At 64.8% G+C, this 13788-nt stretch carries 9 protein-coding genes; 3 read left to right on the top strand and 6 right to left on the bottom strand.

Features of this window, described 5'->3' with window-relative positions:
- Positions 1–375 precede the first annotated feature (375 nt).
- Positions 376–2175: a translation elongation factor 4 gene (lepA, locus tag jaqu_RS13330; protein ID WP_043919484.1), complete on the top strand. Its 1800-nt coding sequence runs from the start codon at positions 376–378 to the stop codon at positions 2173–2175.
- 37 nt (positions 2176–2212) lie between these two features.
- The gene (locus jaqu_RS13325) at positions 2213–3622 is read left to right on the top strand and encodes an SIR2 family protein (RefSeq protein WP_141134376.1); all 1410 of its coding nucleotides are present in this window, start codon (positions 2213–2215) and stop codon (positions 3620–3622) included.
- A gap of 769 nt (positions 3623–4391) precedes the next feature.
- Here the strand turns inward: jaqu_RS13325 and jaqu_RS20720 are convergent.
- The 6 genes from jaqu_RS20720 to jaqu_RS13290 form a co-directional block, all read right to left on the bottom strand.
- The gene (locus jaqu_RS20720) at positions 4392–5378 is read right to left on the bottom strand and encodes a TniB family NTP-binding protein (protein WP_052500964.1); all 987 of its coding nucleotides are present in this window, start codon (positions 5376–5378) and stop codon (positions 4392–4394) included.
- 2 nt (positions 5379–5380) lie between these two features.
- A complete protein-coding gene (locus jaqu_RS13310) occupies positions 5381–7627 on the bottom strand; it encodes a Mu transposase C-terminal domain-containing protein (RefSeq protein ID WP_052500963.1) in 2247 nt (748 codons plus the stop codon).
- The gene (locus jaqu_RS21660; protein WP_052500962.1) at positions 7624–8295 is read right to left on the bottom strand and encodes a PDDEXK family nuclease; all 672 of its coding nucleotides are present in this window, start codon (positions 8293–8295) and stop codon (positions 7624–7626) included. The genes jaqu_RS13310 and jaqu_RS21660 overlap by 4 nt, the downstream gene beginning before the upstream one ends.
- Before the next feature lie 423 nt (positions 8296–8718).
- Positions 8719–11247 (bottom strand): AAA family ATPase, encoded by a 2529-nt coding sequence (locus tag jaqu_RS13300; protein WP_043919481.1) that lies wholly within the window; start codon positions 11245–11247, stop codon positions 8719–8721.
- Positions 11248–11365: 118 nt separating this feature from the next.
- Positions 11366–11887: a hypothetical protein gene (locus jaqu_RS13295; RefSeq protein WP_141134374.1), complete on the bottom strand. Its 522-nt coding sequence runs from the start codon at positions 11885–11887 to the stop codon at positions 11366–11368.
- A gap of 340 nt (positions 11888–12227) precedes the next feature.
- Complete coding sequence (locus tag jaqu_RS13290) at positions 12228–12500, bottom strand: thermonuclease family protein (RefSeq protein ID WP_052500961.1); 273 nt, start codon at positions 12498–12500, stop codon at positions 12228–12230.
- 75 nt (positions 12501–12575) lie between these two features.
- Here jaqu_RS13290 and jaqu_RS13280 point away from each other — a divergent pair.
- Positions 12576–13762, top strand: a protein-coding gene (locus tag jaqu_RS13280) for an IS3 family transposase (RefSeq protein ID WP_089268419.1) whose coding sequence is annotated in 2 segments (ribosomal slippage) — positions 12576–12849 and positions 12849–13762 — 1188 coding nt in all. Because the reading frame shifts where the segments join, the coding sequence is not laid out codon by codon here.
- Positions 13763–13788: the final 26 nt, after the last annotated feature.

Here is a 13788-nt window from a genome sequence, read left to right as displayed (position 1 = left end):
CTTGTGGAGCAGACCATGCCCCACGACCGAGAATCAGGCAACCATCCGCGCGGTATAGCACGGATTGTTTCTCGGATAGAGGCGGCCTTGCACAGAGGGGCGCTCCGGTTGGGAGCCGCGCTCACGACCTGTCGTGAATCGGGCTTTGTCGTCAGAAGCCACGAGTCGAGGCATCACAAATTCCCAATCCAATAGAGAACGGGCTGACCCCCGGCCCGGTGGCGGTCAAAGACCTCCACAACCCCGTTTCAGTGTCGCATAGCAACGTTCTTTGGGTTCATGTCCTATCCGGCGGCCAATGCGACCCCGCGTCCCTTTCCCCGGCCCGAAGCCGCGTATATCTGCACCCGAACGCTTCCCGAAAGGCCGCTCCGAATGACCGACCTCTCCCGCATCCGCAACTTCTCGATCGTGGCTCATATCGACCACGGCAAGTCGACGCTGGCCGACCGTCTCATCCAGGAGACGAATACCGTCGCCGAGCGCGACATGAAGGAGCAGCTCCTCGACGCGATGGATATCGAGCGCGAGCGCGGCATCACCATCAAGGCCAACACCGTCCGGATCGACTTCACGGCCGCCGATGGGCAGGACTACGTGCTCAACCTCATCGACACGCCCGGCCACGTGGATTTCGCCTACGAGGTCAGCCGCTCCATGCGGGCGGTCGAGGGCTCTCTGCTGGTGGTCGACTCGACTCAGGGCGTCGAGGCCCAGACGCTGGCCAACGTCTACCAGGCCATCGACGCCGACCACGAGATCGTGCCCGTTCTCAACAAAATCGACCTGCCCGCCTCCGAGCCGGACCGCGTGCGCGAGCAGATCGAGGACGTGATTGGTCTCGACGCCTCCGACGCGCTCTTGGTCTCCGCCAAGACGGGCGAGGGGATCCGTGAAACGCTACAGGCCATCGTCGACCGTCTGCCCGCGCCCAAGGGCGACCCCGAAGCGCCGCTCAAGGCGATGCTGGTCGATAGCTGGTACGACGCCTATCTCGGCGTCATCGTTCTGGTCCGCGTCATCGACGGCCGCCTGCGCAAGGGCGAGCGGGTCAAGATGATGTCCAACGGCTCGGTCCATCATGTCGATCGTATCGGGGTGTTCCGCCCCGCGATGACGCAAGTCGACGAACTCGGCCCGGGCGAGATCGGCTTTCTCACCGCGTCGATCAAGCAGGTTCGCGACACCCGCGTCGGCGATACCATCACCCACGAGAAGAAGGGCGCCGAGACCGCGCTCCCCGGCTTCAAGCCATCCCAGCCGGTTGTCTTCTGCGGCCTCTTTCCGGTGGACAGCGCCCAGTTCGAGGATCTGCGCGACGCGATCGAGAAGCTCGCCCTCAACGACGCCTCCTTCTCCTTCGAGGTGGAAAGCTCAGCCGCGCTTGGCTTCGGCTTCCGTTGCGGCTTCCTCGGCCTGCTCCACCTCGAAGTGATCCGCGACCGGATCGAGCGCGAGTACGACATCGACCTGATCACCACGGCGCCCAGCGTCGTCTATCACGTCTACATGAAGGACGGCGAGATGCGGGAGCTTCACAACCCCGCCGACATGCCTGACCTCACCCATGTCGACCACCTGGAGGAGCCGCGGATCAAGGCCACCATCCTCGTGCCGGACGACTATCTGGGCGACGTGCTCAAGCTCTGTCAGGACCGCCGGGGCATCCAGGAGGATCTGACCTATGCCGGCCCCCGCGCCATGGTGGTCTACGACCTGCCGCTGAACGAGGTGGTGTTTGACTTCTACGACCGGCTCAAGTCGGTGACCAAGGGCTATGCCAGCTTCGACTACCAGATGACGGGCTACCGTCAGGACAATCTGGTGAAGATGCAGATCCTCGTGAACGAAGAGCCCGTGGACGCGCTGTCGGTCATGGTCCACCGCGACCGGGCCGAGACCCGCGGCCGCGCGATGGTCGAGAAGCTCAAGGATCTCATTCCCCGTCACATGTTCAAGATCCCGATCCAGGCCGCCATCGGAGGCAAGGTCATCGCCCGAGAGACCCTGGCCGCGCTCCGCAAGGACGTGACGGCCAAATGCTACGGCGGGGACGTCTCCCGGAAGAAGAAGCTTCTGGAGAAGCAGAAGGCGGGCAAGAAGAAGATGCGGCAGTTTGGCAGAGTCGAGATTCCTCAATCGGCTTTCATCAATGCGCTCAAGATGGATGGGTAGCCCCAAAACACCGTAGGGCGGGGTTCACCCCGCCAAGGTGACGAAGGCGATAGCGTCCCATTTCAAGGAAAAGAAAACGTTGGCAGATGACCCGGAGTATATTGAAGCCGTAGTGGCGCGCATTGGTGAAGCAAGAGAACACTTTTCATTTCAGCCAATAATCTTCGCTGGCTCGGGTTTGAGCAGGCGCTGGATCGGAGCTCCTGACTGGCGCGGCCTTCTTTCTTGGGCAGTAGATAATTGCCCGACGATCAACCATCCAATCCAGTATTTTCTTCAGAGAGACGATGATCTCAAGAGCGTCGCGTCTCGACTTGTTCCTGACTACCAAGAGTGGGCATGGGGCGAGGGGCGTGATAGTTTCCCCGATATTCTCTTTGAAGCTGGTCTGCCTGCTGACACGTATCTCAAATACTCTATCGCGCAGAAGATAAAAACGTATGGTATTATGCCGACCAAGGAGTACTCGGAGGAAACCGAGGCTTTCTGCAGTATCCGGCCTCATGCGGTCATAACGACAAACTATGACGGGCTAATAGAAGCGATCCTCAGTGATTACCAGCCAGTCCTTGGTTCAGGTCTAATTACGGCACCGTTCGCCAGTGTAGGCGAGATATTCAAAATACACGGCTCGGTCGATAAGCCAAGTTCGCTAGTGCTTACGAGTGAAGACTACGATATTTTCTCCGCGAAACGAAAATATCTAACCGCGAAGCTCCTCACTTTCTTCGCAGAGCATATTGTTTTGTTCGTCGGCTACAGCGCGGAAGACCCGAACATTCGCAGAATTCTTGAAGACCTGGAGGAGGCAGTCGACCTGCCGGGGGAGCTTCTTCGGAATATTTTCTTTCTGACGAGGCCGGGGAATGGCGGGGCTGGCGCGGAAAGGATCCTTCAGGTATCGGCAAGCAAAGGTATCCGGGTCAACTCAATTGAGGCGTCTGATTTTACGTGGGTCTTCGAAGCATTTGGTCACAACGCCCCTCTGGCAAATTTCAACCCTCAATTGCTACGGTCCCTTCTAGCGAGGTCTTACAATCTTGTTCGCTCGGATATTCCGAAGCAACAGGTCGAAGTCGATTTCGAACTCATTGCAGAGAAAGTAAAGTCGGAGGATGAATTTGCCCGACTGTTCGGTGTCGCCTCAATGCAATCCGCCACGGAGTTCTCCGCAAGATATAAATACATCCTCTCAGATGTCGGGAGGTCTCTTGGCTATCCAGGGTGGCATGGGGCCGACAAGCTACTCAAGAAGATCGTTGAGGAAAAAGGCGTCGATCTTAAGGCAACGGATAACCGATATCACAGCAAGGTGAAGGTCGGCAGGAAATCCGAAATACATAAATATACGGACGACACAATCGGGCTCTTGCAACTTGTCAAGGACGGCGCACCTTACGAGATTGAGAACGATGATGACGCTTGCGTAGCAACCCCGGCGGGGTAAACCCCGCCCTGCGGATACACCCCCTGCCGCATCGCCCCAAGCACCGACGACAACGCCCATTCCTCCGGCGCCTCGCACAACCCGTGCTTCACCGGGTTCGTCCAACAATACCGGACATGCGCGGCGTAATCCTCCGCGCTCCGAATGTGATGCTCCCAAAACCGGGGCTGCCTCAACTCCACCTGCCCTTGCGCCGTAGGGCGGGGTGAAACCCGCCCTACACATCGCCATCGAAAACCGCGCCTTGATCGCGCCCCACCGCACCGAATACTCCGTATCTCCCTCCGGCAACGTCCAAACCGCGTGCATGTGATCCGGCAACACGTCCGGCGCCTCGCGCGTTCGCGCCTCAATCGGTCCACTGGACCGATCGCCCTGCGGGACCGGCGCTCACCCAGCAATACCGCACATGCGCGTCCTATTCCTCCGCCCCCCGAATGTGCCCGGCTGTGCCGCATGGGGTCCGCACGCTCAACGCTTCGACCGTCCGCTGAACGATCCATCCAGCCCCGCGAGCGCCCCGCTCAGACGTCAGTCCCGCCGCAGACCAAGCTGTAGAACGTAAGACTTCCGTGCCATTGACTCGCCGGACGCCCCATAAAACTCAATGAAATCAGAGCCTCGTTTTCGACCGCGCCACCCTCCGTGCCATCGTGCACAGGACTTCCGTGCCATCGGCGGCCAACATGGACCCAGCCCGTCGTAAAGAAGAAGCGCCCGGCCATAGGCCGAGCGCTTCCGAGACTTGAGATGTTGTTGAAGGCAGTAGCTACTTCTTTCGCCGCGTCCGCTTCTTCTTGACCACGGGTTCCTCCGGCTGGGCATCCGGATCGATCCGCGCCCAATCATCGACGACGAACGGATTGGTCTCCCGGTCGGTGCCTTCCCTCATCCCCCACGCGAGCGCGAAGTGCCAAAGGTCGAGAGTGTCGGCCTCTTCCATCATCGCCTGCTCGACCGCGCCCTGCATCATCTCGATGGCCCGGCCGAACCGGTCGCGTGCAGCGACGAGGAGACGGGGTACGACCGTCTCGTCCTCGATCCGACCGAGGCTTGTGCGCTCGCAGTAGTGGTCGAGGATGTCGAGCAGCCGTTCCCGGTCCGTAGCCACGCTCAGCGGATCGGGCGCGACGATGGTGAAGCGTCGCTGAACCTGCGGGTCCGACCGGATCAATTCGCCCAACCGCTCGGTCCCAGACAGGATCACGATGACAGACTTGTCGTCCTGCATCAGCGACTTCACCGCGCGCAGGATCTGCTCAGGATCGCGGGCCATCAGGTCGTGTGCCTCGTCGATCCAGAGGACGATCTGCCCGTTCCGGTCCATCAGCTCGCGCAGATGATCGAACAGCTGGAAGGATGTCCGGCGAGTCCGTTCCAGCTTCGCGCCACTAGATCGGTTTGGGTAGTCTGCTTCTTGCAGGAGCTTGATCGCCATAGCCTTGAGCGTCGGCTCCGTCGGAACCGTCGCTGCAAGGAACGCGGTGGCCTCTCCGTCCGCGCCACCCAAGGCGGGGTGCTTCTCGAGCGCGCGGGAGACGGCGGTGGTCTTCCCGGCCCCCGCGGCATCCACGAAGAGGATGCCGCGCGTCTCGGCGGTCCGACCCACCCGCACGGGCTCGGGCAGGAGGTCGCCCTCCTCGTTGCGGCGCAGCAGCCGATCGATCTGCTCGCGAAGGGCCTCGTCCGCCTCGGTGCCGACGTGGAGGCGCCGAATGGTGTCCATGACGTCCTGGATCCTGACGTGGTCGGGCATGATCAGTCCTCCTCGATGCGCAGGGTACTGCCGTCGCGCCGGGTCGCGCGCGTGGGCTCGGTGGGCTCGGTCTCCGGTGCGGTGCCGGGCGTCGGTGCGGCCACCGGTGCCGGAGCCGTCGGCGCGACCTCGACGGCATCGGGTAGCCGGGGCGGGTCGATGGGGTCGCCGATGGCCTCGCCGATGAACCCGTCGCAGGGACGGTCCTCGACGGCGCTGCCAGTCTCCCGCCAGGTCACGCCGGCGAAGACCCGCGACTCCGCGCTTGCCAGTCGTCCCTCGTCCCACGGATCGACCGTGATCCCGGCGGTCAGCCGCGCGTCGTTCGAGGGGGCCTCGATCGCCTCCAGGGCTTCGAGTGCGACGCGGAGGTCGATCTCCTTGGCCTTGGCCCGTCCGGGGCGCACGTGCTTGGCGGCCGTCAGCCACGTATCGGCGCGCCTGCCCTCGAACTCGGGCTGCACGGAGGGCACGTCGATCCAGCCCGCTTCCGTGCGCACGGCGACCATGCCGATGTCGGACGGGTGCCAGCGCACATCCACCTTGCGACGACCGTGCTTGTGCATGTGCGCGGCCAGTTGGGCGGAGTGGTAGCGGACGCCGAGGACGGTCACGCCCGCCTTGGACAGCGTTCGCCGGATGCGCGTCCCGAAGGCCATGCGCATGCGGGCCCGGTCCGGGGGCGGCATGACTCCGTACTCGGCGACCCGGCGACGCCACTCATCGGCGGGCGTCGCCCCGAGCAAACCCTCGTGCGGGGAGTGGTGGTACACGTCCACCACCCACCGGACGATCGCGAAGACGAGGTCCTCGATCGTCAGGGCGGCCGTCTTGAAGCCTGTCGGCAGGTCGTCGGGCTGATCTTGCGAGACCAGCTCGTGGAACGTGTTGCCCGCCAGCCGGGCGCAGAGGCCCGTGTTGACCGTCCGGAAGATCCGCTCGCCGATGCCCCGCATCTCGGGCTTCCCGGCCATCGCACGCCGCGGAGCGATGCCCAAGTCCAAGCAGGCATGCCGAAAGATCTCCGACGTGAACGCGCTGCCGGCATCGGTCAGGACCTCCTCGGGCCGGCCGTACATGTTCCAAGGTCGCAGCGCGCCGACGCAGTCCGCCCAGACGCCCTTGTCCGACAGCACCATTGCAAGAGTGTGCAGCGCCGCTGGCGTGTTCTCCGACAAAGAGACGGTCATCCCGACGATCACCCGGGTCGCCGCGCAGATCGCGAAGGTGAGCTTGAAGCGGTGCTTGCCCTTGTTCTTCCGGATCGTCTTCAGAAGCTCGGGTGACAGCTTGTCGTGCCAGTTGTTCTCCTCGATCAGCGTCCAGAGATCGAGCGTATGGGTGTCCATCATGACGATCTCGAGCGGACGCTCCGCGCGGATGCCCTCGAGGACCGGGCGGAACTCCTTCCGCGCTCGCTCCTCCCCCTCGCGGGCGACCATCACTTGGAAGGCGTCGAGCTTGCCGATGGCGTTCGACACCGTCGTACGGCTCGGACGCTTGAGCATTTCGAGGCCTGCGACGGCGCGCTGCTTATTCAACTTGTCGACGCGGCGCGCGACCCGCTGCCAGATCACAGTCTTCGACGGACCGTTCAACACGAGGTAGCCTTGGATCTCCTGCCACATGATCTTCTGGATCTGGGGGTTCAACGGCATGCCGGGGCCGCCGCGGTTGCCGAACGCCGGGCAGATGCCGACGAGGCCTCGCTTGCGGCGCTTGGACACCCACTTCCGCAGCGTTCCGGGCGCAGGACGATTGTTCTCGTCGAGAGCCCGCACGGGATGTTCACGACGTCGGTCAGCGTGCGGCCCCATCATCGTCTGCGCGCGGCCGATGATCATGTCCATGTTCGCGGCGATGTCGTCATCGGTGAGCTTCAGCTTGCCCTCACGCACGAGGTCCTCGACGGCGTCCGTCAGCGCGGACCGCCATGCGAGGATCGCCTGCTCACGCGGCGACAGCTTGTCGAGGAGCAGGTGGTCCTCCTCCTCGACTTTCGCATCGCGGTGGGGGTGATACCAATCGCGGTCGATATGAAGTTCGCCGCGCGCGACCATGCTTCGCAACTGAACCTGGGTGAACTGCACGGCGCGGTCGGTGCCGTCGTCGATATGGCAAAGGATCGCGTCGCCATAATCCTGCATGAGGCGGTAGCCGACGGTCCCCGACAAGAGGCGGTCGTAGGGTCCGACCCGCATACGGGTGGTGTCGAAGGCGGCGGGGGTGGCGGTGACATGGACGGTCATTGGAAGTGGTCCTTCTTCAAGAGGAGGGTGGAGGAGGTGAGGCGCTCGTGACGCAGCGGCGCGAGGACACCCGCGCCGACGAGCCGGACGACGGCGCGGAAGCCCGCTCCGCCGCGGCCGATGCGTCCGCGGAGGTCGCCGATCGTCGCGGTGCCGGACATCCCGCGCACGACGTCGCGGGCCGCGGCGTCGACGTCCGGGTCGGGATGCCGCGAGCCTTGGAGCAGCGCCGCATTGTGGCGCGTGGCGGCGTCGAACGACCGCTCCGTTAGGAAGCGCACGTCGTCGAACGCGCCCTCCGCGATCGCCTGCTGGCGGATAATCTCCATCTCCTTCCGGTAGCGGAGGCTCAGCCGTGCGACGGGGCGGACCGCATAGGCCACGGTCGTCCCGTCCGCGAAGTCCGCGACGAGGTCGAAGAAGTGCTCGTGCACGACGCCGTCGTGGTCGAACCATTCGTAGAGCTGCTGCTCGCGCACGGCGACGACGCCCGGCGAGGCCCACAGGCAGAGAAGCGCCATCAGTTCGGTATGGCTTTCGAGGTGCAGGCGGCGTCCGTCGATGACGACGTCCGCAGTGCAGTGGCCCTTGCTGCGCGGTGAGAAGCTGCGGTGCGCAAGGCTGGGTTCGGGCAGCCGGACGGCTCCCGGGGCGGAATGGAGGGACATGGGTTCGTCCTCATGGTTCTGGACGCCGCGCACAGCGCGGCCATGCCGCTCGCCCGGTCATTCGGATGAGCGGAGGCATGTCGGGCCCGTGGGCGAACGGACGGAATCGGTCAGGTGCGGACGGTTAGTCGTCGCCTGCCGGCCCGCCGGCTATTCGGCGCGCGCGGGGACCCGTCGGGGACAGAACTAGGTTCGGGCGAGGCGCGGCCTCACCCGTCAGGGCATGGAAGAACATGGGTTGCGATATCCCGATCTCGAAGGAGAGACGGGCATGCGCGAGGACGCGATCTACGGGTCAGGCGTGAAGACGACCGGACCGATCTCGGACCCGCGCACACCGGTGGCGAGGCGGAAGGCCGGATATCGGACTGAGAAGATCGGAGGGCAGGCTGCCGCAGGCAGCGCCCTTGGGGAGGAGATAGATCATGGCAGGGGTGCCTCTGAAGGAGGGTGCGCCTGCCGCGCACGTGATACGGGCGTCGTCAGGCGTCGGTCGGACGGGTCCTGGTTCTGGCTCGTATCATCGTGGTCACCTCGTGATTCGCCGCTTGCATAGAGGCTCCCATCTGGTTCTGGCAAATGATTTTTCGCAAGCGAGGCGAGAAGGGCCTCAATGGTGGCCGTATCGAGGTCGCGGTCGGCGACGAGCCGGTCGGCGATTGCGAGAAGCGTCGCACGATGATGAGCGAGCAACCCCGCGACCTCGCGGGAGAGGGGTTCGAGCCGCTCGTTGACGAAGCGGCGCTCCGCTTCTGAAAGCGGCGTCCCCGCGGCGGGAAGGGGCTCCCACGCGATGCCTTCACTCCCCATTCCGCACTGGCGTTCCGCCTCCAAGACGATCATCGTCGCGGTGGCGAGGTCGCTCGCCGCACCCGTCGATACGTCGCCGAAGACGAGCCGCTCGGCTTCGCGTCCAGCGAGGGTGGTCAGGATCTGCACCCGGAGAACCGCGGACGTGCGAAGAGCGCGGGGCGGGAACGCCGCAACGCCGCCTTCGCCCGCGACGCGGACGGCGCGGGGCAACCCCAGCCCACAGGCCGCGCCGACGAGGGCATGCCCGGCCTCATGGATCGCGATCCGGCGGAGGTCGTCCAGGTCCAAAGGGGGTGCGATATCCGCGACGGCCACCGCGAGGTCTGGGACGGTGATACGGACAGCTTCGCCCCTCTCGGAGGCCCCTCGTCGGGCGAGGCCTTTCGCTCTACGGGCGACCATCGCCGCGTCCGCGCCAGACCGGCCGATCAGGTTGACGAGCGCGGCGTTCAATGCCGGTGCATCTCTCGGGTCAGCCGCGTCGCCGAGTTCCGCCCGGACGATCGCGCGGATTCCCGTGAGGTCCGGGTTCGCCATCCGCAGCTTCAAATCGAACCGCCCGCTCCGCCGGATCGCCGGGTCGATCATCCGCAGGTCGTTCGTCGCTCCGACGAGGATCACGCCCTCCATCGACTGGATACGCGTCAGGGCCTCGAGGACGGCATTCACGAGGAGGCGCATGTAGCCGTTGTCGCGCTCGTTGTCGCGCGGCATCAACGAATCCAGCTCGTCCATGAGCAGGACACAGGGCGCGGATGCCTCCGCCTTGGTGACGGCCGCCTCGAAGGCCGCCAGTACCGAACTCAGCGGCCCCTTCGATTGCGCCGTGCCGACGGATGCGTCGATCAAGGGAACGCCGAGTTCGCCGGCCAGCGCCTCGGCGGCCATCGTCTTGCCGGTCCCAGGCGGTCCGTGGAGGATCACGGAACTGACGAGGTCCGACCAGGCAATCGTGTCGCTTTCCCACAGGCGCATATCGGCGGCGATGCCGCGCAGCTCCTCGACGACGGCGTCCTGCCCTTTCACGTCGGCGAGGGTGAGCCGGTTCGAACTGGTGGGCCTCTCGCCACCGGTGGCTTGCGACTTGCCCTCTCCCCCGGCTGCATTGTCGCCCGCCACCGGGCGCCGTTCCTCGGCGATCTCCGTCATCTTTGCGAGGCGCTCGGCGACCGCAGACGCCGTTGGTCCCGCGAGGGCCGCGAGGACGCTTGCGGTCGAGAGGCTGCAAAGGTCCGCGTCGGACGGCAGCCGTTGCCGCAGGTTGGCCTCCGCGGCATGGTCTGCAATGCCATGCGTCAACCCGATGAGACCAGTCATGTCCTCTCGTGTCAGCGGCTCCAGCGAAGCCTTAAGATCGAGGACGGCATCCACCTCTGGCGGCAGGCACGCGTCGCGATCCGTGAGACAGACGACGAAGTGACCGATCGCGGCATAGTCGAGGCTCTCCCGGGCGACCCACTCGCCGACGGGACGCGCGACCGGTGCGTTCCCGGGCGCGGGCGACCTCCGCCGCTTTGGACGGGCTTTGGTCGTGAGCGGATCGGTCCCGGGATCGTCGTCCGATAGGCCCAGGACGCTCTCGAAGGTGATCCGTCCGGTGGGTCTGTCGGGGGCGCCGAGGAGCTTGCGAAGCATATCTACGACCGCCTTGAGCGCGATCGTCTCCGCCCGAACATGATCGCCATGGTCGAGATGCGTAGCAACCCGGAGGTCGAGGACCGCCCCGCCGTGGGCGAGCCGCCTCGGGTCCAGGTTCGGTGCGGCCACGAGGGCGGCGCGAATGGCTGCCCCGAGCTGCCATGCGAGGAACGCCTTCGTCCGGTCGGCGCCGCTCAACTCTGGGCGATCGACGGGCAGATCTAGGCCCACGGTCGAGCCGACTTGGTCCGCCTCGGTCATCCGCGCGACGACCTCTCCCATCTGTTCGGCGTCGGGTTCGTCGTCGTCGAGGAGTTCGTCCTCCTCCGACCGCCACCAGTCGTCCGGACCGAGCAGATGCTGGTCGGTAGCAAGGTGGTTCGGGCCGAGGACACGGATGGCGAGCTGGCGGGGAAGGTCCGCGATGAGCGCGGCTTGGACCTTATCGCTGGAGAGTGGGGGTGCGGTCGGGGTAGGTTCGTACTGCAACGGCATGCTCATGACTGGGCGCACGTCTTCGAACCTCAACCAAGTGTGGGCAAGGGGGTGCGTGCGGCGATCGAGGAAAGCCCGCCATCCAATCCATGCGGACAGCGGGCGCGACGGCAGGGGCGGAGCGTTACGCCATCTCGAGGGCGACAGCCTCCCCGGCTGACCAACATTGCGCGAGCCGGGCAACGATGTCGGCACACTGCTTGATCAGCACGACGGAACGCGCGCCGTCCGGGACCCCGTCGAGGCCCGCCGCCTTGGCGCAGATCATCATGGACGCAGTGTCCAATTCGCACGGCGTCTCGGAGCGGAGAAGCCGACCGACGTCACGCGCGGCCGCGACAAGGACCTCGTCCTCCGGAGCGAGGCCCCTGCGAAGGCCGCAGATCTCATCGACGAGCGCGAGCGAGGACCGCCAGGCCCGATCCGCCTCCTCGGTGAAGATCGCGATCGCGGGATCGCCGCGGAACTCAGGCTCATCATCGAACTGCGTCAGCACTTCGAGGTCCTGGATCAGTTCCTCGGAGAGTTCCTCCAAAAGCATGGATGCGTCGAAACGATGCCCGTCGGCGTAGACGTACTCTTCGATATTCCTTGTAGGCAGCACTTCAGGCGCCGCGACCGGCATGCTATATGCTTGGACAGCCATAATGGGTCTCCCGATGGATCTGTTCTGGTCAGGTCTGTGGTGGAGCTGAACCCTCCGCACAGACCGACCAACATATACTAAAATCGCATAAATATCAACCGGATGCACCGGACGGCGTTTTTCGCAAACCTCGTGTGGTCAAAGAATTTCCGTAAGTCGATGATTGGGAAACGGTATCGATCGACACGGCTTCGTTCTTCGCTAGAAATCCGGCTCAGGAGCCGGACCCGGTGATCTCGCGATGTCTAGGTCGCGACGCCATCTCGATGTCGGCGATTCGCATCCGATGAGAGAGCCAGCGGTGAAACCGTCATCCCATCTGCGCAACCGAGTGCTTGGTTCACTCGCACCAGAACTTGTCTCCATCCGGCCACCGGCGCGCCAGGCCTTCCCTGATCAGGATGTTGCCGACATCCTCTCCGCCGATGCGGATCGTCGCCAAACGCCGTTCCCCCGTTCCGTCGATCCCGAAGATCTCCACGGTCCATGGGTTGTCGTTCAAAGGCGCATGGAGGCGATCGGTGGCTGCGCGCGCGAGATCGATCTCCTTGAAGCTGCCGCAGACATCGGATCGGGGTTCCGGCGTGTCGAAATTCTTCAGCCGAAGACTCACGCCGTGCAGCCAGATCGTGTCGCCATCGACGATGCAGGTCCTGTCGGACGTCTTCGATCCGTTTCGGGAGCAGAGATCGATCCGGGCGACAGGCTTGGCCTGCCCCCTTCTGAGTGGTCCGGACGGGCAGAGGTCTTGATCGCGCGGGGTCAGACGACACCGCAGGCGGCGAAGGCGATCGGTGTGACGGAGCAGACCTACTACCGGTGGCGCCGAGAGTACGGCGGCATGAAAGTGGATCAAGCGAAGCGGCTGAAGGCGCTCGAGCGGGAGAACCAGCGGCTTCGGCGGGCGGTGTCGGACCTGACGCTGGACAAGATGATCTTGGAAGAGGTGGGGCGGGGAAAGTTCTGAGCCCCGCGCGCCGGCGCGCTGCGATCGATCACGTCCAGGGTGTACTCGGCGTCTCCGAGCGGCGGGCGTGCCGGGTGGTCCGCCAGCACCGATCGACGCAGCGCAAGGTGCCGCGGGGCCGGGACGACGAGGGGGCGCTCACGGCGGACATCGTGGAACTGGCGAGCCGGTACGGGCGCTACGGCTACAGGCGGATCACGGCGCTGCTGCGTCGTGCCGGCTGGCGGGTGAACCTGAAGCGCGTCGAACGCATCTGGCGGGCAGAAGGACTGAAGGTGCCGCAACGCCAGCCGAAGCGGGGCAGGCTTTGGCTCGCGGACGGATCGTGCATCCGCCTGCGGCCCGACCGATCGAACCACATCTGGAGCTACGACTTCGTCGCCGACAAGACGCACGGCGGCGGGGCGATCAGGATGCTGACCGTCATCGACGAGTACACCCGCGAGTGCCTGGCGCTCCCCGTCGCCCGTCAGCTGCGATCGGACGACGTCCTGGCAACGCTCGCGGACCTCTTCGCCGAGCGTGGTCCGCCCGAGCAAATCCGCTCGGACAACGGGCCCGAGTTCACGGCGAACGGCGTTAGGAACTGGCTCGGCTGCCTTGGCGTGAGGACCGCCTTCATCGAGCCGGGCAGCCCGTGGGAGAATGGCTACAACGAATCCTTCAACGGCAAGCTGCGCGACGAGCTGCTGGACCGGGAGATCTTCTACAGCCTCGCGGAAGCCCGCGTCCTGATCGAAGCCTGGCGGGTGCACTACAACACCGTCCGCCCACATAGCGCCCTTGGATACCGGCCGCCCGCACCGGAGGCCATCGCCCCCAACTGGACGAGAGCGCCACGGCTGCCGTCCGGCTCCGCTGCGCTCCGCCTCCCGTCAGCCGTGGCGCAGGAGGCCCCCATGCTCTAACATTAGAACCGGACCACCTGATGGGG

It is taken from the genome of Jannaschia aquimarina (assembly GCF_000877395.1).
GTDB classification, from domain to species: domain Bacteria; phylum Pseudomonadota; class Alphaproteobacteria; order Rhodobacterales; family Rhodobacteraceae; genus Jannaschia; species Jannaschia aquimarina.
Note: the sequence above shows the minus strand (reverse complement) of the source record. Positions and strands in the feature narration are given on the sequence as shown.